Origin of the sequence: Bacillus sp. AFS017336 (assembly GCF_002555445.1) — a bacterium.
Lineage (GTDB): Bacteria > Bacillota > Bacilli > Bacillales > Bacillaceae_G > Gottfriedia.
Genome location: NZ_NUCO01000025.1, coordinates 86,680 through 109,161 on the forward strand (window position 1 = coordinate 86,680; position 22,482 = coordinate 109,161).

General features: G+C 34.1%; 20 protein-coding genes. 12 read left to right on the plus strand and 8 right to left on the minus strand.

Features of this window, described 5'->3' with window-relative positions:
• The first annotated feature begins 70 nt into the window (after positions 1-70).
• From CN601_RS16055 to CN601_RS16085, 7 genes are all read left to right on the plus strand, one after another.
• Complete coding sequence (locus CN601_RS16055; protein ID WP_098119121.1) at positions 71-898, plus strand: carbohydrate ABC transporter permease; 828 nt, start codon at positions 71-73, stop codon at positions 896-898.
• 47 nt (positions 899-945) lie between these two features.
• Positions 946-1,581 carry a YesL family protein gene (locus CN601_RS16060; protein WP_098171624.1) on the plus strand — a complete coding sequence of 212 codons (636 nt, stop codon included), beginning with the start codon at positions 946-948 and terminating at the stop codon, positions 1,579-1,581.
• Between the two features lie 30 nt (positions 1,582-1,611).
• Entirely contained in the window at positions 1,612-2,583 is a 972-nt protein-coding gene (locus CN601_RS16065; protein WP_098171625.1) for an aldose 1-epimerase, read from the plus strand.
• A 33-nt stretch (positions 2,584-2,616) separates the two neighbouring features.
• Positions 2,617-3,951, plus strand: a complete 1,335-nt coding sequence (gene xylA / locus CN601_RS16070; protein ID WP_098119037.1) for a xylose isomerase — start codon at positions 2,617-2,619, stop codon at positions 3,949-3,951.
• A gap of 86 nt (positions 3,952-4,037) precedes the next feature.
• Positions 4,038-5,537, plus strand: a complete 1,500-nt coding sequence (gene xylB / locus CN601_RS16075) for a xylulokinase (protein ID WP_098171626.1) — start codon at positions 4,038-4,040, stop codon at positions 5,535-5,537.
• A gap of 28 nt (positions 5,538-5,565) precedes the next feature.
• Positions 5,566-6,549, plus strand: coding sequence for an aldo/keto reductase (locus CN601_RS16080; RefSeq protein WP_098171627.1), 984 nt, complete (start codon positions 5,566-5,568; stop codon positions 6,547-6,549).
• Positions 6,550-6,579: 30 nt separating this feature from the next.
• The gene (locus CN601_RS16085; RefSeq protein ID WP_098171628.1) at positions 6,580-8,184 is read left to right on the plus strand and encodes a glycoside hydrolase family 43 protein; all 1,605 of its coding nucleotides are present in this window, start codon (positions 6,580-6,582) and stop codon (positions 8,182-8,184) included.
• A gap of 91 nt (positions 8,185-8,275) precedes the next feature.
• Here the strand turns inward: CN601_RS16085 and CN601_RS16090 are convergent, their stop codons facing one another.
• Complete coding sequence (locus CN601_RS16090; RefSeq protein WP_098119033.1) at positions 8,276-9,112, minus strand: hypothetical protein; 837 nt, start codon at positions 9,110-9,112, stop codon at positions 8,276-8,278.
• Between the two features lie 216 nt (positions 9,113-9,328).
• Positions 9,329-10,858: an MDR family MFS transporter gene (locus CN601_RS16095; protein ID WP_098171629.1), complete on the minus strand. Its 1,530-nt coding sequence runs from the start codon at positions 10,856-10,858 to the stop codon at positions 9,329-9,331.
• 211 nt (positions 10,859-11,069) lie between these two features.
• Between CN601_RS16095 and CN601_RS16100 the strand changes: the two genes are divergently transcribed.
• The 3 genes from CN601_RS16100 to CN601_RS16110 all read left to right on the plus strand — a co-directional run bounded on the left by CN601_RS16100 (position 11,070) and on the right by CN601_RS16110 (position 14,494).
• Positions 11,070-11,960 carry a TetR/AcrR family transcriptional regulator gene (locus tag CN601_RS16100; RefSeq protein ID WP_098119031.1) on the plus strand — a complete coding sequence of 297 codons (891 nt, stop codon included), beginning with the start codon at positions 11,070-11,072 and terminating at the stop codon, positions 11,958-11,960.
• Positions 11,961-12,225: 265 nt separating this feature from the next.
• Positions 12,226-14,301: a carbon starvation CstA family protein gene (locus CN601_RS16105; RefSeq protein WP_098171630.1), complete on the plus strand. Its 2,076-nt coding sequence runs from the start codon at positions 12,226-12,228 to the stop codon at positions 14,299-14,301.
• A complete protein-coding gene (locus CN601_RS16110; protein ID WP_098119029.1) occupies positions 14,291-14,494 on the plus strand; it encodes a YbdD/YjiX family protein in 204 nt (67 codons plus the stop codon). Before CN601_RS16105 ends, CN601_RS16110 begins: the two co-directional genes overlap by 11 nt.
• A 51-nt stretch (positions 14,495-14,545) precedes the next feature.
• Here the strand turns inward: CN601_RS16110 and CN601_RS16115 are convergent, their stop codons facing one another.
• From CN601_RS16115 to CN601_RS16140, 6 genes are all read right to left on the minus strand, one after another.
• Positions 14,546-15,217, minus strand: coding sequence for a YdeI/OmpD-associated family protein (locus CN601_RS16115; protein WP_098171631.1), 672 nt, complete (start codon positions 15,215-15,217; stop codon positions 14,546-14,548).
• 111 nt (positions 15,218-15,328) lie between these two features.
• A complete protein-coding gene (locus tag CN601_RS16120; protein ID WP_098171632.1) occupies positions 15,329-17,272 on the minus strand; it encodes an ABC transporter permease in 1,944 nt (647 codons plus the stop codon).
• A complete protein-coding gene (locus CN601_RS16125; RefSeq protein WP_098119026.1) occupies positions 17,262-18,023 on the minus strand; it encodes an ABC transporter ATP-binding protein in 762 nt (253 codons plus the stop codon). The genes CN601_RS16120 and CN601_RS16125 overlap by 11 nt, the downstream gene beginning before the upstream one ends.
• A 105-nt stretch (positions 18,024-18,128) precedes the next feature.
• A complete protein-coding gene (locus CN601_RS16130; protein ID WP_098119025.1) occupies positions 18,129-19,133 on the minus strand; it encodes a sensor histidine kinase in 1,005 nt (334 codons plus the stop codon).
• Complete coding sequence (locus tag CN601_RS16135) at positions 19,133-19,819, minus strand: response regulator transcription factor (protein WP_098171633.1); 687 nt, start codon at positions 19,817-19,819, stop codon at positions 19,133-19,135. Before CN601_RS16135 ends, CN601_RS16130 begins: the two co-directional genes overlap by 1 nt.
• Positions 19,820-20,014: 195 nt before the next feature.
• On the minus strand, positions 20,015-20,869 hold the full coding sequence (locus CN601_RS16140) for an O-fucosyltransferase family protein (RefSeq protein WP_098171634.1): 855 nt from the start codon (positions 20,867-20,869) through the stop codon (positions 20,015-20,017).
• Between the two features lie 251 nt (positions 20,870-21,120).
• Between CN601_RS16140 and CN601_RS16145 the strand changes: the two genes are divergently transcribed.
• Both CN601_RS16145 and CN601_RS16150 read left to right on the plus strand, forming a co-directional pair.
• On the plus strand, positions 21,121-21,723 hold the full coding sequence (locus tag CN601_RS16145) for a TetR/AcrR family transcriptional regulator (RefSeq protein ID WP_098171635.1): 603 nt from the start codon (positions 21,121-21,123) through the stop codon (positions 21,721-21,723).
• Between the two features lie 45 nt (positions 21,724-21,768).
• A complete protein-coding gene (locus CN601_RS16150) occupies positions 21,769-22,416 on the plus strand; it encodes an MBL fold metallo-hydrolase (RefSeq protein ID WP_098171636.1) in 648 nt (215 codons plus the stop codon).
• Positions 22,417-22,482: the final 66 nt, after the last annotated feature.

Consider the following 22,482-nt stretch of genomic DNA (forward strand, 5'->3'; position numbering starts at 1 on the left):
GGATACGGTAAGAGCTTCAGGATCTCAAGCTATTGTAACGGAGAAGAACACAGACCGTAGTACAAATAGAATGTTAGGAAAAATTGCTTATGGGCTCATGTACCTTTTCCTTATAGTCGTAGCGATTTTTCAAATTTTTCCGATCATCTGGCTATTTCTTTTTTCATTAAAAAATAATCAAGAAGTTTTTAATATGTCTCCTTTTTCTTTACCTGAAAGCCCAAAATGGGAGAATTATACAAAAGTTTGGACTGAAGGAAACATAAGTCAGTACTTCTTTAACAGTGTGACCTATACAATTGCTGCTGTTATCTTAACGGTTGTACTAGCAAGTATGGTTACCTTTGCAATAACAAGAATGAATTGGAAGGCAAGTAAGTGGGTATTAGGAATATTTATGGTAGGTTTAATGATTCCAGTCCATTCAACGCTTATTCCATTATTTAATACGTTTACGAAAATTAATTTAATTGATAATCCACTTTCGGTAATACTTGCATACACAGCTTTTAATCTACCAATTACGATTATGATCTTAATTGGATTTTATGAAGCTTTACCTAGAGAAGTGGAAGAAGCTGCAATTATGGATGGGGCTTCGATTAACCATATCTTCTTTAGGATTACGTTACCAATGACGTCTCCGGTAATTGCTACTGCTGCAATTATCAACATGATTTACAACTGGAATGAGTTTGTTTTCGTTAATACGTTTATTAGCTCAGATAAATTTAAAACATTAACAGTAGGTATTCAAAACTTTATTGGCCAGTATACAACTGACTGGGGAGCAATCGGAGCTACGTTAGTGATCAGTATTTTACCAATTTTAATTGCTTTCTTTATTTTAAGTAATCGAATCGTTGAAGGAATTGCGTCTGGGTCAGTAAAAGGATAATCACTATAGATAAAGGTATTAATGTTTTCGTAAAGGAGAGTGATTAGATGATACTCGGAAAAACAATGGGGAAACTGTTTACGGTATGTGAATGGATTATGAAATTAGCGTACGTCAATCTACTATGGTTTCTCTTTTCAATCGCAGGACTAATCATATTCGGTTTTTTCCCTGCTACAGTAGCCCTTTTTACTATTGTTCGTAAATGGATTTTAAAAGAAACGGATTTGCCGATTTGGAGAACATTTCTCGCTGTATTTCTTAAGGAATTTAAAAACGCTAACAAACTTGGATCGGTTTTCATATTCAGCGGAATATTCCTAGCTTTTGATGTGTTTTACATTCGAACGGTAGAAGGGCTATTCCAGTTTATACTAATCGTTCCTTTATTAATCATTGCAGCTCTTTACTTAATGATTTTACTTTATATTTTCCCAATCTATGTACATTACGATTTCAAACTGAAGGAATATATAAAAAACGCATTCTTTTTAAGTATCTTTCATTTTCATATTACATTGTTAATGCTAATTAGCTTAGTAGCCATTTTATTTTTACTGCTGTACGAACCAGGATTAACTCCATTCTTTGGTGCTGTATCAATTGCGTGGATTTTCATGTTTTGTGGAATGTACAGTTTCAATCGGTTAAACGTAAGAAAAAGCAAGATTAGTAATGTCTAGAATTTAGAAATGACAGAACGGGGAATAAAGATGAGTACTTATGCTGAAGAAATCTCTTTTTTAGACGAACCAGCGATTAAAGCGGGTAATAGTGAATTGGAGATTATTATTATTCCTGGGTGGGGTTCGAACTTGATTTCCATGGTCCATAAAGGTTCAAATACAGAGCTTTTAAGAGTTCCGACCTCTACTAAGGAATATGTAAACAATCCAGTTCTGTTTGGTACTCCAATTTTATTCCCGCCTAATCGAATTGATCGAGGTAAGTTTAGCTTTAATGACAGGACTTACCAATTTGAAATTAATGAATTAGATAAACAGAATCACATCCATGGCTTTGTTCATACAAGGAAATGGGAGGTAGTAAGTATTGAAGTCAATGATCATACAGTAAAAGTTGTTACTGAGTTTGATTCAAGTAAACATGATGATGTTATGGCTCAATTTCCACATCACTTTATGATCAGGATGAACTATATATTAAATGATAATTTATTTGCTAAAAAAGCAGAAATTATAAATAAAAGTAATGAGTCTTTACCGTTAGGATTTGGATACCATACTAGCTTTTTATTCCCTGAAGAAACGTCAATTCTCAAACTTCCAGTTAAGAAACGTTGGAAACTAAATGATCGATTCTTACCAACGGGGGAACTAGAAGATATTGAATACAAAGATGAGTTAAGTGAAGGAATGAGCTTGTATGGACTAGAGTTGGATGATGTTTTTCTATCTAGTCCAAATGCTAGTGGACTCCAAACAGCACAAATAATGAATCAATCAACGGGAATTGAGATTAACTACACCGTTGATCAAAGTTTTAAACACTGGGTCGTTTATAACAAGGATGGGAGAAGCGGTTTTTTATGCCCTGAGCCTTATACGTGGGTAACCAACGCTCCAAACCTTAAAGTAAATGAGGAATTGACTGGCATACAAAGGATTGAGCCAGATGATATGAAAGTATTGCGCACATGGATTGTTATTTCACATAAGTCATAGAATTTAAAACTACTATTTTAGGAGGAATTAAACATGAGTTACTTTACTAATATTAATAAAATTAAATTCGAAGGTCCTAAATCAAAAAATCCTTTTTCATTTAAATATTATGATCCTCAAAGAATCATCAATGGTCAAACAATGGAGGATTTACTAAGATTTTCAGTTGCATACTGGCACACATTTACTGCAGACGGTTCAGATCCATTTGGAGCAGGAACAATGCAACGCCCTTGGAATCACTTAGCAGGATTAGATCTTGCTAAAGCCCGTGTAGAAGCTTCATTTGAATTTTATGAAAAGCTAGATGTTCCATTCTTCTGCTTCCACGATTCAGATGTTGCACCTGAGGGAAATACATTAAGTGAAACTTATAAAAACCTAGATGTAATTGTAGAAATGATTAAAGAATATATGAAAACAAGTAAAACAAAATTGCTTTGGAATACAGCAAATATGTTTACTCATCCTCGCTATGTAAATGGTGCTGCTACGTCTAACAATGCAGATGTATTTGCATATTCAGCAGCAAAAGTAAAAAAAGGATTAGAAGTTGCGAAAGAACTTGGAGCAATCAACTATGTATTCTGGGGTGGACGTGAGGGCTATGACACACTTATGAATACTGATATGAAACTTGAGCAAGACAACCTAGCGCGATTCTTCCACATGGCTGTAGATTACGCAAAAGAAATTGGATTCGATGGCCAGTTCCTAATCGAACCAAAACCAAAAGAGCCAACAAAACATCAGTATGATTTTGATGTAGCAACTGGACTAGCTTTCTTACAAGCTAATGGTTTAGAGAAGCAATTTAAATTCAATATTGAAGCGAACCACGCAACACTTGCGGGACATACATTTGAGCATGAATTACGTGTTGCTCGAATTAATGGAATGCTTGGTTCAGTCGATGCCAATCAAGGAGATAAATTAATTGGTTGGGATACGGATGAATTCCCTACAGATCTATATTCGACTACACTAGCGATGTATGAAATCATAAAAAATGGCGGTTTAGGAAAAGGCGGATTAAACTTTGATGCGAAAGTAAGAAGGGGCTCATTTGATGTAGAGGATTTATTCCATGCTCATATTGCTGGAATGGATAGTTTTGCAATTGGCGCATTAGTAGCAAGTAAATTAATTGAAGATAAAGTATTTGAAAACTTTATTGAAGATCGCTATAGCAGCTTTACTTATGGAATCGGCAAGGAAATCGTAGATAATAAAGCAAATTTCCGTACACTTGAAGCATATGCGTTAAATTTAGGTGAAATCCAAAATAAATCTGGTCGTGAAGAGCGTCTAAAAGCAGTATTAAACCAATATTTATTAGAAGCGATTTCTGAATTCGCAACGGTTTAAATGACCATAAAATGTGCTGGGAATTTCACTATTTCCAGCACATTTTTCTCATACGATGGGATTAAAAATGATAAGGGATGATTGTTATGAAATATGTAGTAGGTATTGATTTAGGTACAAGTGCTGTAAAGATTTTATTAGTTAATCAGTACGGCGAGGTTTGCCAAGAAGTGTCTCGTTCCTATCCATTAGTTCAAGAGAAATCTGGATATAGCGAGCAAAATCCTGAAGAGTGGGTTGAAAAAACAATCGATGGACTTACCGAGTTAGTTAGAGATTTTAATGGACATCCGAATGATATTGAAGGGATTAGCTTCTCAGGTCAAATGCATGGTCTAGTGTTGTTGAATAAAGAAAAAAACTGCCTTCGTAATGCGATTTTATGGAATGATACAAGAACGACTAAGCAATGTGAATATATCAATGAAATCGTAGGCGAAGAATGCCTACTTGGAATAACGAAAAATCCAGCTCTTGAAGGATTTACTTTACCAAAGCTTCTTTGGGTAAAAGAATTTGAACCAGAGATTTTTGAACAAGCATCAGTATTCTTGTTACCTAAAGATTATCTTCGCTATCGTCTTACTGGTGAAATTCATACTGAATACTCAGATGCAGCGGGAACATTACTGTTAAACGTAAAGGAAAAGCAGTGGAGTGAAGAATTATGTACTAAATTTGATATTCCTTTACATCTTTGCCCGCCAATTGTTGAGTCACATAGTTGCGTAGGAACAGTTACAGAAGAGGTTTCTAAACTGACAGGACTTAGTCGCGAAGTAAAAGTATTTGCAGGTGGAGCAGATAATGCTTGTGGCGCAATTGGCTCAGGAATTTTAAAAGAGGGTAATACGCTATGTAGTATTGGTACTTCAGGGGTTGTCCTTTCTTATGAAGAGCACGGCGACCACAACTTTAAAGGTAAGGTTCATTATTTTAACCATGGTAAGGAAGATGCTTTCTATTCAATGGGTGTAACGCTTGCAGCGGGATTTTCTTTAAGTTGGTTTAAGGATACGTTTGCAGAGCATGAGAATTTTGAACAATTACTAGAAAGTGTAGATCAAGTTTCAATTGGTTCAAAGGGTTTACTGTTTACGCCATATTTGGTTGGTGAAAGAACGCCGCATGCAGATTCAGTTATAAGAGCTAGCTTTATTGGAATGGACGCATCACATAAGAGAAATGACTTTGCAAGGGCTGTCATGGAGGGAATTACTTTTTCATTAAATGAGTCAATTGAGATTTTCCGACATAACGGTAAAAAGATTGATTCAATTATTTCGATTGGTGGCGGTGCAAAGAATCCTGTATGGCTTCAGATGCAAGCAGATATTTTTAATGCAACGATTATTAAACTTTCGAGTGAACAAGGACCTGGAATGGGAGCGGCAATGCTTGCTGCGTATGGTTGCGGTTGGTTTGATTCATTAGAGGCTTGTGCAGAAGATTTTATTAAACCAATTACTTCATATAAACCAATTGAAGAAAACGTTAAAAATTATGAGAAGCTTTATTTAATTTATAAACAGGTTTATACAAAAACGAGGGAACTAAATGTGATGCTTTCGGAATTTAGAAAGTAGTACAAAGAGCTAAAAGGAGGGGGTCTACTTGAATTACCGGGAGCTTGGTAATACAGGTTTAAAGATTAGTGAGGTAAGCTTTGGTACTTGGGCTATTGGTGGAGCGTGGGGAAAAACAGATGATAATGAAGCATTAAAGTCATTGCAACACGCGATAGATCAAGGTGTGAATTTTTTTGATACTGCGGATGTTTATGGTGATGGACATAGTGAGGAGCTACTAGCTAAAGCAACAAAAGGGCTAGAAGATAAAATATATATTGGAACAAAGTTTTGTCGAAAAGGTGACATCTTTGCACCAGAAAATTACTCATATGAAGCGGTTAAATCCTATTGTGAAGATAGTCTGAAACGATTAAATCGTGATGTGATTGACTTATATCAAGTTCATTGTCCAGCTACTGAAATATTAAAGGATGGACAAGTGTTTGATGTGCTAGATCGTTTACAAAGTGAAGGGAAAATCCGTCATTATGGGGTAAGTGTAGAGACGGTTGAAGAAGGGTTGATTTGTTTAGAGAACCCAAATGTGAAAAGCCTACAGATTATCTTTAATATTTTTCGTCAAAAACCATTAGCGGACCTACTTCCTGAAGCTTATAAAAAAGGAGTAGGAATTCTTGTAAGATTACCATTGGCTAGTGGGCTATTATCTGGTAAATACACGGTTGATCATATTTTTGAAGAAGATGACCACAGAAACTTTAACGAAAATGGAGCTGCCTTTAATATTGGAGAAACATTTGCAGGATTGGGATTTAAAAAGGGCGTAGAGTTGGAGAATCGAATTAACTGGATTACTGAAGATAGGTCAACTATGGCTAGTGCAGCACTTAGATGGATTTTAGATCAAAAGGAAATTACATGCGTCATTCCTGGATTTAGAAACCAACACCAAGTGAATGAAAACTTAGAAGCAATGAATATCCAGTCTTTTTCGAAAGCTGAATTGGATCAGTTAGAGCTGTTCTATCAAAAAAATGTTTCTGAGTTTATTAAAGGAGCTTACTAAAAAATAAAGATTCATATGGAGGAGTTTAAAATGGCTAAAATCAGCAATCCAATTTTACCAGGATTTAATCCGGATCCAAGTATTTGTCGAGTTGGGGAAGATTATTACATCGCAGTATCAACATTTGAATGGTTTCCCGGAGTTGGAATTTACCATTCAAAGGATTTAAAAAATTGGCGCTTAGCATCAAGACCTTTAAACCGTTTAAGTCAATTGAACATGATGGGTAATCCTGATTCAGGCGGTATTTGGGCTCCCGCATTATCATATCGAGACGGACAGTTTTGGCTAATTTACACTGATGTAAAAGTAGTCGAAGGTCAATGGAAGGATTGTCATAATTACCTTGCAACATGTGACACGGTTGATGGAGAATGGTCAGATCCAGTTTACTTAAATAGTACAGGTTTTGACCCATCCCTATTCCATGATGAGGATGGAAAGAAGTATTTAGTCAACATGGTTTGGGATCACCGTATAAGCAATCATAGCTTCTATGGTATTTCACTACAAGAGTACAGCGTAGAAGAAAGGAAACTGATTGGAAAAGCAGAGGTAATTTTTAAAGGAACAGATATTAAACTGACGGAAGCACCACATTTATATAAAATAAATGATTACTACTACTTATTAACAGCAGAAGGCGGCACGAAATACGATCACCAAGCGACGATTGCCAGATCAAAACAATTAATGGGTCCGTATGAAGTACACCCAGAAAACCCGTTGATTTCGTCATTCCATGCTCCAAGAACTCCACTTCAAAAAGCAGGACATGCATCAATTGTTCAAACACATACTGATGAATGGTTTCTTGTCCATCTAACAGGAAGACCATTACCAAGAGAAGGTCAACCGTTGTTAGATCCTAGGGGCTTTTGTCCATTAGGAAGAGAAACGGCAATTCAAAGGCTTGAGTGGAAAAACGATTGGCCTTATGTTGTGGGGGGAAATAGTCCTTCACTTGAAATAGAAGGTCCAAAAATTGGTGAAATAAAATGGGAAAGCGATTATCCAGAGAAGGATGACTTTAACTCAGAAGAATTAAACCCTCACTTTCAAAACTTGAGAATTCCATTAGGTGAGAAAATCGTTTCGCTAAAAGACAATCCAGGACATCTTCGTCTTTATGGAAGAGAATCACTTACATCTAAATTTACCCAGTCATTTATAGCAAGACGTTGGCAGGATTTTAATTTTACAGCAGAAACAAAGGTGGCATTTAATCCTAGTACATTCCATCAATCTGCTGGTTTAGTCAATTACTATAACACTCAAAATTGGACTTCATGTCAAATTACTTGGAATGAAGAGAAGGGCAGAATTCTAGAATTAGTAACATGTGATAATTTTACATTCGATCAGCCTCTTCAAGGAAACGAAATTATTATTCCGGAACATATTGAATATGTGTACCTTCGAGTAGATGTGAAAACGAATGTTTACCAGTACTCTTACTCATTTGATGGACAAGAGTGGACAGCAATACCTGTGACACATTATTCCTATAAACTATCTGATGATTATATTCAAGGCGGAGGATTCTTTACGGGTGCGTTTGTTGGAATGCAGTGTCAGGATACGACTGGGCAAGGGCTTCATGCTGATTTTGATTATTTTATTTATAAAAAATAATAAAGAGAGTGTCTCGAAGATTTTTAACGAATCTTTGGGACACTCTCTTCATACTTTTCAGATACTTTGTATAAAAATAGTAGAGATTTACTTAATATTTAATTCTTACTGCCTCATCTTCCAAATGCATTAAGTGTAGTTGTTTTGAAAGATAAAGTTTTAGTTCTTCATCATCATATAGTAATGCCTTCGATTGGGCTTCGCGTAGAAACACCAATTTTGCTTCAACTGAGGAAGTTTCAAAAAAGTGAACTACTTCGTCAGTATCTAATGATAGATCATTATCATCAAACTTAAATAACTTTTGAATTCTTGGTTCTTCCGTTATCGTTGCAGACTTATTTGTGATCCCTAAGCTATCCTCGGTCGGTAATAAGATTTCACTTTCTCGCTCATTTTTGACTTCGTTTAAATAGCTTTCGATTGAGTTAATTGATTCAAGGGAAAATCTTTGTTGAAGAGCCTTTCTTGCTTTGGCATCGTAGCCTTCAATTGTTTGAGTTGCAGCTATTTCAGGGACACTGTGAAATGTATCCTCATCAGAAGTAACATCAACCACCTCTACAGCACCTGGTGCATAGCAAAGTAGCCTTAAGAAATCACGTAAGTTTCTAGCAACGATTTGTACTGGATCATCAGAGTCCATTGGAGAAACACGTACAATATATGCATTTTCTAAATCATTAACTTGGCCAAAATCAGTTAAAAAGCCAAAATGAACTCCATCTGAACCAGTATTTGCAAATTGGATTACATCTAATGGGGTATTTAAATAACGAGTATCGATTTTTTCATATGAGAAAAATAGTCCACCTAATTCTCCAAATTGTGTTATTCCTTCACTTTGTAATTCACTTTGTAAGTTAATAGCGTTAACTAGTGTTTTTGGAATCTCATATTTTCCGTAATTCAACTTAACTTGATCCATTTCAGTGTTCTCCTTCGTGGTCTGATTACCTGTCATAAATAGTATAAAAGCGATTAAAAGAGTTAAAATAATTTTTCTTAGCACATTTAAACCATCCAATAAGTTAGTATTAAATAATAAAGATTTATTCTAATAATTCATTAATTAAATTATAACTTTTTATATTTGAAGGTTAAATAAAAAAAGTTCAACCAATTAAATTGGTTGAACTTTTGTTTAATTCCCGACTAACTTTTTCTTAAAATTTACATCCGTATTTTCGTTAACTACCGGTTCTTCTGCTGCTATTGATCGTTTAATAAAGAACGAAAGAATCAGCGCTACTGCTATAACGAAAACTGTCACATAAAATGAGAAATTAATACCTTCAAGCATTGCTTTCATCGTGATTTCTTGTTTGATTTGAGCAATCATATCAGGTGTTGGTTTACTTGTTACATGCTTCATTGCTTCAGCAGATAATTCTTTAGCTTTCGATGCTGTACGATTTGACATAACTGTAATTAATAAAGCAGTTCCAATAGCACCAGATACTTGCTGTAATGTATTGTTCATAGCAGTTCCGTGTGGATAGAATCGTTTAGGTAACTGATTTAAACCATTTGTTGATACAGGCATCATTACCATTGACATACCGAACATACGTAATGCATATAAAACAATAATTTGAGTGTGGGTTGTATCCAGCGTTAATTTACTTAGTAAATAAGTAGTAATCGTCATAATGATTAAACCGGTCATCGCAAGAATTCTTCCACCGATTTTATCAAATAATTTACCTGTGATTGGTGACATAACTGCCATTAATAGAGCACCAGGTAATAGCATTAATCCCGCATCAAACGGTTTAATGCCGCGAAGTGTTTGAGTATAAATTGGTAAAAGCATCATTGCTGAGAACATAGCCATTGTAACAACGATTGAAATCGCCGAAGATAAGGCGAACATAGGGTAACGATAAACTCTAAAGTTCAACATTGGTGTATCAAGTTTTAATTGACGAGTGATAAATAGTATTAATGAAAGAACCCCTACAATTAAAGCAACATAAGCTTTTGGGCTTTCCCATCCATCAGTTCCAGCAGAACTAAATCCGTACAATAATCCACCAAATCCTAGACTTGATAAAAGAACTGAAAGAAGATCGATCTTACTATTTGATTTCTCTTTTTTATCTTTTAGTAAGAAAAAGCCAATAATTAAAATTGTTAATGCAATTGGTGATACTACATGGAAAAGCATTCTCCAATCGTAGTGTTCAATAATCCAACCAGATAAAGTTGGTCCAATTGCTGGTGCACCCATCATTACTAAACCGAAGAAGCCCATTGCAGTTCCGCGTTTTTCAACAGGAAAGCTAGTTAACATTACATTCATTAATAATGGCATTAAAATAGCCGAACCTGAAGCTTGAATCATACGGCCAGTTAATAATAAAGGAAAGTTATGCGCAAAACCTGCGGTAAAAGTACCGATATTGAATAAAAGTAGTGCTGTTATAAATAAATGTCTAACAGAATATTTTTGGATTAAAAAAGCTGTGGTTGGAATTAAGATCCCATTAACTAACATATATCCAGTAGATAGCCATTGAACTGTTGATGGCTCAACATCCAAGTCCTTCATGATTGAAGGCAAAGCAATATTTAATAATGTATTGTTTAAGAACGCAATAAACGCCCCAATCATCAGGATTGTAATAATCCCGTATGGTGGGCGTACCGATTTACTCATGGAATGGTCCATGATTCCCCCTCCTTTGTACAACTAGTTCATTTTTTTGAACTGTGTTTCCATCTTCTATATAACATAATATGATATACCATTCATTCATTAGATGCAATTATAATAACCATTAGAAATCTTTAATAATCTAATGAGATATTTACTAGTTTTAAATGCTAAAATAATGTACTATGTTTTTTAAGCAGTAATTAACTAGAACCAAGGTGATTATATGAATGATCGTAAACAGCATGTCGTAAAAATAGCCCATGAATTGTTTATTGAAAAGGGATTTCAATCGACGTCTATCCAAGACATACTAGATTATAGCGGTATTTCTAAAGGTACATTTTATAATTATTTTTCATCTAAAAGTGATTTAGTAGTCGCATTATTTAATACGATTTATAAAAAACTTGAACAAGAAAGAAATGAGTTATTAATCGGTCAGAGTCCTTCTGATATTGAAATTTTCATTAAGCAAGTAACTTTATTAATGGAAGCAAATAGAGATAATAAATTGATTTCTCTGTTTGAAGAAGTAATTTATATAAATGACCTTGATATCAAGCAATTCATTAGAGAAGGTAATTTCAAAACATTAAATTGGGTGTATACACGATTTTTAGACATTTTTGGTAGTGAAAAAAAAGTTTTCTTATTAGATAGTGCCATTATGTTTTTAGGTATTATTCACCATAATGTGAGATACTATGACCTTGCCAAGGATATCAATACTAGTATGGATCAAGTTGTCCGTTATAGTGTTAAACGTATAATTAAGATCGTTAAAGATGTTGAGGAATCTGGAGAACAATTATTTAATTTGGAGCTTTTAGATAGATGGTTACCAGTAAGAAAGACTGAGGAAAATCTTCAACAAAAGCTTTGTAGTATTATTTGCATTATGAAAAAGTCTGTGCTAAATAGCGATGAACAACAAAAATACAATGAACTACTAGACTTTTTGCAAAATGAGTTGTTGCAGTCAAAAACGCCACGTAAGTATTTAATTGAAAGTGCTCTAGTATCTTTAAACGAAGGAAAAATGTTATTAGGGGAACAAGAATTACAAAGGCTGAACGAACTGATTGACATTAATTTTATTCAAAAAGTTAAGTAGTCAATTTAATATGAATGAAAACCATCTTGGCTTTTAAATGCTAAGGTGGTTTTTTTATGTAAGTTAACAATCGTTACAAGTTGTATTTTCACTTGAACTTCCCTAATTAGGAAAGTTCAATATAACTTTCGTCTACTTTTTTGTAGAATATTTAGCTTAAAATCAGTAAAAATGTCGTTTTTATACTTTTTTTACCATTAATTGACAAAAAATTCTGAATTGATGATATACTTTCAGTTATAAATGGAGAAGGAGGTTCTTGTTTGTGAAATCTTTAAAATCAATCGTAGTTTGGGGATTAATTTCGGTACTTGGGGCTGTCTGTTTTTCTGTCTTAGCTTTAAAAAGAGGGGAGACAATTAATGCGATTTGGCTCCTCACAGCAGCTGTTTGTACATATGCAGTAGCTTATCGGTTTTATAGTAAGTTTATTGCAGAAAAAGTGTTTAAACTTGATGAAGACCGTAAAACACCTGCAGAAATTAACAACGATGGGAAAGATTTTGTACCGACGAACAAGTGGGTATTATTTGGTCATCATTTTGCAGCTATTGCTGGGGCTGGACCACTAGTTGGACCAATTTTAGCTGCGCAAATGGGCTATTTACCTGGTACGATTTGGATTATTGTAGGAGTTGTATTTGCAGGGGCAGTACAGGATTTTGTTATTTTAGCAGCTTCGACGCGTAGAAATGGTAAATCGCTCGGAGAAATGATTAAAGAAGAGATTGGCCCAATAACCGGGGTCATTGCATTAATAGGTATTTTAGGCATTATGGTTATTCTATTGGCTGTATTAGCACTAGTAGTTGTAAAAGCTCTTGCGGGAAGTCCGTGGGGAATGTTTACAATTGCAGCAACTATTCCAATCGCACTTTTCATGGGTATTTATATGCGATACATCCGTCCAGGTCGAGTAGGGGAAGGATCATTTATTGGTGTGATTTTACTACTACTTTCTTTAGTTGCTGGACAATATGTTGCAGAAAGTCCAACGCTGGCAGCGATGTTTACATTCAAAGGTGAAACAATTGCGCTTATGTTAATTGGCTACGGATTTATAGCATCGGTTTTACCAGTATGGCTTTTATTAGCTCCACGAGATTATTTAAGTACGTTTTTGAAAGTTGGTACGATTTTAGCTTTAGCGGTTGGAATTATTTTTGTGGCACCAGATTTACAAATGCCAGCTGTTACAAAATTTATTGATGGCTCAGGTCCTGTATTCGCCGGAAATCTATTTCCATTTTTATTTATAACAATTGCATGTGGTTCTGTTTCTGGATTCCACGCATTAGTTGCATCTGGCACTACACCAAAAATGATGGAGCGTGAAACGCATGCCCGTGCTATTGGGTACGGTGCTATGTTAACAGAATCATTCGTTGCAGTAATGGCAATGATTGCGGCGTGTTTATTAACGCCAGGAGCATACTTTGCGATCAATAGTCCACCTGCGATTATTGGAACAGACGTGAATCAAGTGGCTCAAGTAGTTTCGAGTTGGGGATTTACCATAACGTCTCACGAATTATCTACGCTAGCAAAAGATGTTGGAGAGCAAACAATCCTTTCGCGTACTGGTGGTGCGCCAACTTTAGCAATTGGTATGGCGGCACTCTTTTCTAAAGTAATCGGTGGAAAAGCATTAATGGCTTTTTGGTATCATTTCGCTATTCTATTTGAAGCACTATTTATCTTAACAACAATTGATGCGGGTACTCGTATTGGACGATATATGACGCAGGATATCCTAGGTAATGTATACAAGCCATTTGGCAAAACAGATTCCCTTCCGGCTAATCTAATTGCAACCGCTATTTGTGTGTTCGGATGGGGTTATTTCCTTTACCAAGGAGTTATTGACCCACTTGGTGGAATCAATACTTTATGGCCTTTATTCGGTATTGCGAATCAAATGCTTGCGGCAATTGCATTATTACTCGGCACAACGATCTTGTTGAAAATGGGGAAAAAAGCTTATGCATGGATTACGCTAGTGCCGACTATTTGGATATTAGTAGTTACAATGACTGCAGGGTGGCAAAAGATATTTCATCCAGTACCAAAAATAGGATTCTTAGCGCATGCTAAAATTTTTAAAGATGTAGATGCTGGTACAATTCTCGCTCCGGCAACTAGTCATGCACAAATGAATCAAATTATTTTAAATGACTATATAGATGCAACGATTTGTGGATTATTTATGCTCATCGTACTCCTAGTTTTAATTGCTTCGATACGAAATTGGATCAATATATTGTCTAATAAACCAATAAAATTACATGAAACTCCTTATATAAAACGAGAAGAAAGCGATCCTAAAAATTATGCATTATAAAATAAAGGAGTTCAAAAAATATTATAAACAGTTCATTAGTCTACTTGTTGGCGTACCAAGCTATGAGAAATACGTAGAACATATGAAAACTCACCATCCTAATCAACCAGTTCAAACGAGAAAAGAGTTCTTTATCGAAGCACAAGAATCCCGCTTTAATTCGAAAGGTGGAAAAGTAACTCGTTGCTGCTAAAGAAAAAAGCTCAGTCAGAAAATCTGGCTGAGCTTTTTAGTGTATACGCAATTATTTATGGTCTCTACGATATAAATCCAGCGTTTTATACCCTGCACCTAATACCACTTTCATTTCTTCACGCCTTTTTTCTTTTGTTGCTTCTTGCTTAGCGCTATATATATGGCGAGCCCAATCTTTTCGATATCCAGGAGTGAGAGATTGATAGATCGTAAGCAGTTCAGGCGTTTCCTCTAAATCCTTTTCAACGTTTGGTATGAGATCAATATAATCATCTACACATTGACTAGCTTTTGAAGAGTTTGTAGCTTTTGTTTTCGAATCGTCCTTTAATCCAACTACTGTAAAAACATCATCCAGTCCTACCATCCGAGCAAATTTAATGGTGCTTGAACCGAGGTAGCCACTCTCGTCTGCACCTAATCCTTCAAATAAATCGTCGCGATGAATATAAGTAGGATATACTTTGTTGCCTTTTTTAGGATAGGCTACAAAAATATAACCGTTTTTATTTAAGTAGTCATTATCTATAATCTTTGTCATGAGCTCTTTAAGTGAGTCCATATTAAGTACGAAAGCAAATATTAGATCGTAAGGAGAATTCAATAGATCTGTTTCAAAATAGGGTAAATCTGTAAAATAATTTGTATTACTAGGTTGAAATAAAACTGTCGCTTTTTTATATTTTGTTAAGTTTAGCTTTTCAACGATTGTTTTTGTCATTTTGATTCACCTTTAAAGTAGTTTTTATATAGCTATTATAATTCAAAAGAAATAAAAAAATAATAGAAGCTCAAATCGGACTTCTATTATTTAGTAGGTATTTTCTTATTTTTAAAGAGCTTCTTTAATTACTTTTTTATAATAAAGAACGGATAATATACCAAATACAGAGTATAAAACGGCATATAAAACCATGACAATGATCATTGGTGTCCAAACTTCAGCACCAAATAAGAACCATCCAGACTGGACAGCGAAATAGCTATGAACTAGTCCAATTACGAGTGGAATACCGAAATTAAACAACTGTTTAGATCGAATTCCTCTTAATAAATCACTATGAGAAAAACCAAGCTTACGTAAAATTGTGTAATTAGGCTTTTCATCAACACTCTCATCCATTTGTTTAAAATATAAAATACATCCAGATGTCATTAAGAATGTTAATCCTAAAAATCCGACGATGAACATAATAAGCCCCATATTTGCTTTCTGACTATTAACGATTTCAAGTCGAGAATCATTAGGATAATTTTTATCCAATTGATCATCCATATAGATGCCATTTGCCTTTTTGATTAAATTCTCATCACTTATATTAATACCGTTATATTCAGTAGATTTTTTTTGAATAGATGAATCGAGATTCTGTTTTATACTTTTATAAACTTGATCATCTACAATAACTGTAGGAAATCCTCCGTTTGTAAAGTATGAAGGGATAATTTTATCACGTTTTAAACCTAAATAGTTTAGCTTAAATGTTTTCTTTGTACTAGATATTTCAAGATTCCCCGAATCCTTCAATGTCATAAATTTTTGAAGCATATCATCATAACCGGTAAATAGTGCTTCATTTGGAGCAAGATTCACTTTAGCCGCTTTTTCGTTTACGACCGCTAGTGGGAACTTATCTGCATCCTTCATCATTCCATCTAACTGTTTATCTAGTATATTCTTTATATTTGCATTAACTTGAAGAACTTCGATGTGTTTTTCTGTATATTTAATGCCACTTTTATCAAGAGCGGATGTGAAAGTTTGTAAATCCTTCTGATTGCCTAAGAAAAAATCAGCAGGGACATGGCTCTCCGCCGTTTTTTCAGCAGAATAGTAAGATATATAACTTAAAGATAATAAGCCAATAGCGAGACCTGATACGGTTGTAATAATCGTCAGTAATAAAGCATTAGACTTCATTCTAAACATGATTGAAGATAATGATAGGACATCGTTTATATTTAAATAGCCATTTTTCTTTTTGCGAATAATATTTAAAATAAAACGAACTGAACTTTTATATACTAAATAAGTTCCAATTATAACTGACGCTAAAATATAGATCATTGCTGAAAATAGCTCAGTCATCGTAGTAAAATCACCATCAAATAGTTTTGATGATAAAAAATAACCTGAGATGATTAATAAAATACCTAAAACTCCAATAGAAATCTCAAATACAGACATTTTTTTAAGTTTTCCTTCAGTCGATGAGACCACTCGGAATAACGATAAAATCGTTTGTCTTTTAATAAAAACGTAATTCATTAACATAATGAATGCATAAATCACAACAAACACAATTATTGTCTGAACTAATGCTTGTGTTGAAAAATGCAAACTAGCAATTGCTTTAACCCCTGTGATTTTATATAAAATCATAATGATTAGTCTTGAAATTGAAAAACCTAGTAAGATCCCAATAACCAATGAACTAAAATAAAGAATAAAGTTTTCAACTGTTAGAATTCGAAAAATCCTGTCTTTCGTCATTCCAATTAATTGAAACAAACCAATTTCTTTACTTCTTCTTTTAATAAAAATCATATTTGCATATAAAAGGAAAATCGACACAATTGCAACAAGTAATATCGACGCTGAGCGAATTGCAGCTCCACCTTTAATTGAACCCTTTGTGGCGTCCATGGATGGATCGTACTGTAGGGTAACAAATGAGAAGTACAAGGCAGCACTAAAGACTAAAGCGAAAATATAAAGATAATAGTTCTTTATGTTTTTCTTTAAATTTCGGAATATCAAGTGATTAATGCTCATGGTGAACACCACCTAATACACCTTGAGTTTTCATGATGTCTTTAAAGAAATTCTGTCTTGTTTCATCGCCTTTGTGAAGTTGTGAATAAATTTGTCCATCTTTAATAAAGATAACTCGATTACAAAAGCTTGCTGCTACTGGATCATGTGTAACCATTATAATTGTGGCATTTCTTTTTTCATTTAGTTCGCTTAATTTATTTAATAAATCTGATGCAGACTTTGAATCTAAAGCACCTGTTGGCTCATCCGCGAAAATGATACTAGGTTCATGAATAAATGCTCTAGCAGCCGAAGTACGTTGTTTTTGGCCCCCAGAGATTTCATTCGGATACTTATCTTTTAATTCAAAAATACCAAGCTCTTTAGCAATTACATCAAATTTTTGATTTGCCTCACTAGGCGACGTTTTAGTAATTGATAAAGGAAGAAGAATATTTTCTTTTACAGTTAATGTGTCTAGTAAATTGTATTCTTGGAAGATAAAGCCCAAATAGTTTTTACGAAATTCTGCTAATTGCTTTTCTTTCATATCCGTAATATCTTTGCCTTCAATTGCAATAGTGCCAGTATTAATCTTATCAATCGACGAAAGAACATTTAATAAAGTTGTTTTACCCGATCCAGAAGCACCCATAATACTAACGAATTCACCTTTTTCGATGTTTATATCGATGCCACTTAAAACTTCTTGTTTATTAAATTTATTTCCGTAACTTTTATGAATTTTCTTTGCTTCTAAAATATTCATTTTCGTACACCCCTTTATTTTCATTTGATAAAGTAAGTATAAAAGGTTCCTTCTATTGTTTCCTTTGATTAACCGAACAATAAACAAAAGCATGTGACAATTTTGTCACATGCTTGTTATTTTTACAAATTCATTTCGTTTCGGGAAAATTAACGTGAAAATTGAGCCTTTATCTAGTTCTGATTTTACTTGAAACGTAATATGTAGGGACAGTGCAGCCTTTTGTGCTAAATATAAGCCCATGCCTGTTGAGGCGTTATCTTGATGTTGGGTCGTAGAAGTAAAGCCTTTTTCGAAAATGCGCGGTAAATCTTTTGAATGTATGCCGCGACCAAAGTCTTCAATTTCAAGAATAACTTGCCCATTTCTTTGTTTACTTGTAATTCGAATGTCAGAGGAGGTACTATATTTTACTGCATTTGTTAAAAGCTGTCTTATGATATACGAAAGCCATTTTGCATCACTATAAACTTCTAATTCCTCAAGTTCAATATCAAAACCGATTCCTTTATGTATGCACCATGACTGTAATGTCTTAATTTCTGGAAATAGCACATCTTCAAGCTGAATTTTTTCGATATAAAGATCGTTTTCAATAAAAGGTATTCTTTTTTGATGGAGCTGCTGATCTAGTAATAAGTGGATACGCAACCATTCGAATGTTAAGTTTGATTTTAACTTTTCATCCTTCATTCGATCAATCATTAAGTTCATTGCAGTTAAAGGTGTTTTCACTTCATGAATCCAAGATAGGAGATCGTCCTTTTCTTCTTCTAAATGGGTTTGATTTTGAACCGCTACTTTTTTTAATAAGATTGTTTGATTCGTTAAACTGTTTTCAACTATTTCTTCAAACGGACTATTAGAATCTACAATTCCTGTCAAATCAAGATCATCTTCACGATCGATCAGACTCTTATAGAATCTAGTTTCTTTTGGATACCGAACGACTAAAAAAATAATAAACAATAATAGTGATAAAAAGACAATATAAAGCAGTGAAGTTAAAGGTATTGAAGAATCAATAAATGAAACAAATAAAATGAATACCTGTGATAGTAGAAAAAAAAGAATCCAACTAATTCGCTCAATTAGAAAGGTTTTAATCATCAGAATTCCTCTTCTAGAGCAACGTAACCTTGCCCTACTTTTGTTTCAATAGATTGTCCTAATCCAATTTCATCAAGTCTTTTTCGTAAACGATTTACATTTACTGTTAGGGTATTATCACTAATAAAACGCTTATCTTCCCAAAGTCCATTTATTAATTCCTCACGACTAACAATTTTGTTCTTTTGTTCAATTAACAGTTTTAAAATATAAATCTCATTTTTTGTGAGTTCAATTGCTCCACTTTCATTTGAAACAGTATTTTTTTCATAGTCGACGGTGGCACCACACCAAGTTTTAAGTGCGATTTTCTCAGTATTATAGTTATAAACTCGACGTAAAGTAGCTTGAATCTTGGCGATAAGAACGTCAAAATGGAACGGCTTTTGGACAAAGTCATCTGCGCCAAGCTGCATCGACATGACCATATCCGAAGGGTGGTCTCTTGAAGATAAAAAGATAATTGGGACATTTGAATGGGAACGAATCATACGACACCAATGAAAACCATCGTATTTTGGAAGTTGGATATCAATGATGACTAAGTCTGGTTTAATCTCAGTAAATTCTTGAATTACTTTACTAAAGTCTGTTATCCCAAATACCTCATAGGACCATCCAGTAAGGCGATCTTCAATTTCAGAGAATAGAGAAGAATCATCCTCAATGAGTAATAATTTAAACAAATCTATTCACCACTCTTTTTATTTCTTTTTCATCATTGTAAATTATAATCATATTGTGCGCCACAAACGAAAAATTTTACTAAAATGATAGTGAAAAAGTAATAGTAGGAAAGTACGACAAAAATACCCTAATCATATTGAAAAGGGTTTAAAGTTTATTTTCGATAAATTACAGTTCAAACACAAATGAGTAAATTAAATTCGAGGAAACCACAATTCCCAAAGAGGTTGATAAGTTGGCCAAAGTTGAGTTGTTACTTTATCAAAACCACGATAATGACGTATATAACCAGCCAGATAAGCAAATGAAGAGGCATGCAGACCAGAGAAATGAGGTGCACCAATACAGACAAGCCAGTCAACCAATGCCTGCTCTTCTAAGCTTAAATCATTTAACTGTTTTAGTAGACTGGGCTGGTTTTTCAAAACTTCTAGTTTGTTTAAAATAAATAAGTTAGGTAGTTTATCATTAAATATCTGAGCAATTTTATTAAATTTTTCCTCTTTAATACCTGCTGCGATGTAGACTGCTGATAAGTCTGGTGTATTAATCATATCGATAGCTTGTAATAGTTGATTTTCGATATAACCTTCAAAATCTGTTGTGGAATCTGAATGGAAATTCACTAATTCATCTTCAATTCTTAAATGAATTGCCTTCCAATTTGAATATGATGACATTGAGTCAATTATGGCATTTGAAATCGTTAATACTTTTTTTGCAAATGGGAAATGATTTGCTATAAAAGCCCCATTTTCTTTGTTCTCTTCTGATGTCATAATTCGATTTAAAAATCGACTACAGAAAACAATATCCTGCTTAGTACTATCAATATTCTCTGGTAGATTTACTAAAATATTTTCTTTTGATAATAATTGAGTAAGCTCTTTTAAATCAACAAAGGCGTCAAAACTGATCTTAGAAAAATTAATGTCGAAATCAATGATATCACTTGAATTTCTTGTTTGAAAATCATTTATAATAATGCCGACTTTATTCCCTTGTTTAGAAAAGTATAATGACTCACCAATTACTCTAAAAAAAGCCATTAGCTGGTTACATAATCCTTCATTATTTTCTGGACTATACTTAAAATACAGAATTAGTGACACATCCAATCTATAAAAATTTCTACGAGACAAGTTCAACTTGTTTTTACTACAATATGTACACACTGTGGAGATGGTTCCTCAAGTAGTTTTTTCTTGATGTTATAACCTCTTTACAAAATTAAATCAGTGGTATAATATTTAAAAAACCGACCGGACGGTATGTTGGTTGGAATGGAAAGGTAGAGAATATGGTAAATACAAGAGAGCACATCATCAATACGGCTTTAACGCTGTTTTTGCAGAAAAGCTTTAAAGAGGTAACGATGAGTGAATTAGTTAAGCAGAGTGGAATGTCTAAAGGGGCATTTTATCATTATTTTGATAGCAAAGAAGGGCTATTTCGTGAAGTAGTGAACACGGCTGCTGAAATTAGTCATATTAATTTTGACCAAATCCAACAGACTACATTAAAGCAATTTTATGAAAATTATTTGTCATTAATTCAGGAGACTAAGTCGGAATCCACATTTATGAGAATTATCGGTAATTCTCCAACAAGTCGCTTAAAATTCACAACATTGTTAACCGAGGCTAACAGACTATTCCCAGAATTTACGGATGTCCTTCTCCAATTGCATGAAAATGAGTTAAATGGGTGGATTAAGGTTGTTGAGCAAGCGATTGAGAGTGGGGAAATTCGAACAAAAATGCCCGCTCAACATATTGCGGAAATTTTCGTAAATATATCCAATGGAATAACGAAGAGAAGTAGATTGTACAATAGTCAAATTGAAATTGCTTCGAGAACAAAAGTTTTGTGGGATAGTTTTTATGAGGAGTTAAGAACTTAACAAGGGTTGAATATAAAACAAAGATAATTAGAGGATGTGCTTATTATGCAAATTAAATGGTTTGGTCAATCTGCCTTTTTGATAACTACAGAGGCTGGGAAAAAGATTCTAATCGATCCATTTGATCGTTTCCTCGGATATAAAATGCCTAAGCCCATCGAAACGGATATTGTTGCAGTCACACACGATCATGGAGACCACAACAAAATTCATGTTGCAACTGGAAATTATGAACTTGTCAATGAAGCAAAAGAGTACAATTGCAGTGACGTACAGATAAGTGGATTCAAGACGTACCATGATAAAGTAAATGGAAAAAAGAGGGGAGAAAATATACTATTCAGGTTTAAAGTCGACGGTTTGACGATCTGCCATTGTGGAGACTTAGGCCATCTTTTAACGGAGGACCTTATTAAAGACATTGGTAAGGTGGACGTTCTTATGATCCCAGTCGGCGGCAAAATGACGTTAAATGGTGAAGAGGCCGCAAAAGTGGTGCAACAGCTAAATCCCACAATTACTATTCCCATGCATTACCGGACGAAGGCACTATCAATCATAGGGATGTTGTTATTCGAAAAAGCAGATAAATTCATTAAAGCTACAGGTCAGAGGTCAACTGAAGTAGGAATATTAGACATTAACTCAGAGAATTTATCGCAATATTCTGGTGTTGTTACTATGCAATATTAGTAAACTATTATATTAGAAATAAACTAGTATTTTAATGCGAGCTTGTTAAAATTTTAAAAATATAGC

Bases quoted from the DNA above. Each gene is read 5' to 3' on its own strand.
- CN601_RS16085 (WP_098171628.1), top strand. From the start codon at position 6,580: ATGGCTAAAATCAGCAATCCAATTTTACCAGGATTTAATCCGGATCCA.
- CN601_RS16150 (WP_098171636.1), top strand. From the start codon at position 21,769: ATGCAAATTAAATGGTTTGGTCAATCTGCCTTTTTGATAACTACAGAG.
- CN601_RS16055 (WP_098119121.1), top strand. From the start codon at position 71: ATGTTAGGAAAAATTGCTTATGGGCTCATGTACCTTTTCCTTATAGTC.
- CN601_RS16110 (WP_098119029.1), top strand. From the start codon at position 14,291: ATGCATTATAAAATAAAGGAGTTCAAAAAATATTATAAACAGTTCATT.
- CN601_RS16095 (WP_098171629.1), bottom strand. From the start codon at position 10,858: ATGGACCATTCCATGAGTAAATCGGTACGCCCACCATACGGGATTATT.
- CN601_RS16145 (WP_098171635.1), top strand. From the start codon at position 21,121: ATGGTAAATACAAGAGAGCACATCATCAATACGGCTTTAACGCTGTTT.
- CN601_RS16100 (WP_098119031.1), top strand. From the start codon at position 11,070: ATGAATGATCGTAAACAGCATGTCGTAAAAATAGCCCATGAATTGTTT.
- xylA (WP_098119037.1), top strand. From the start codon at position 2,617: ATGAGTTACTTTACTAATATTAATAAAATTAAATTCGAAGGTCCTAAA.
- CN601_RS16060 (WP_098171624.1), top strand. From the start codon at position 946: ATGATACTCGGAAAAACAATGGGGAAACTGTTTACGGTATGTGAATGG.
- CN601_RS16115 (WP_098171631.1), bottom strand. From the start codon at position 15,217: ATGACAAAAACAATCGTTGAAAAGCTAAACTTAACAAAATATAAAAAA.
- CN601_RS16065 (WP_098171625.1), top strand. From the start codon at position 1,612: ATGAGTACTTATGCTGAAGAAATCTCTTTTTTAGACGAACCAGCGATT.
- CN601_RS16140 (WP_098171634.1), bottom strand. From the start codon at position 20,869: ATGGCTTTTTTTAGAGTAATTGGTGAGTCATTATACTTTTCTAAACAA.
- xylB (WP_098171626.1), top strand. From the start codon at position 4,038: ATGAAATATGTAGTAGGTATTGATTTAGGTACAAGTGCTGTAAAGATT.
- CN601_RS16120 (WP_098171632.1), bottom strand. From the start codon at position 17,272: ATGAGCATTAATCACTTGATATTCCGAAATTTAAAGAAAAACATAAAG.
- CN601_RS16130 (WP_098119025.1), bottom strand. From the start codon at position 19,133: ATGATTAAAACCTTTCTAATTGAGCGAATTAGTTGGATTCTTTTTTTT.
- CN601_RS16125 (WP_098119026.1), bottom strand. From the start codon at position 18,023: ATGAATATTTTAGAAGCAAAGAAAATTCATAAAAGTTACGGAAATAAA.
- CN601_RS16090 (WP_098119033.1), bottom strand. From the start codon at position 9,112: ATGGATCAAGTTAAGTTGAATTACGGAAAATATGAGATTCCAAAAACA.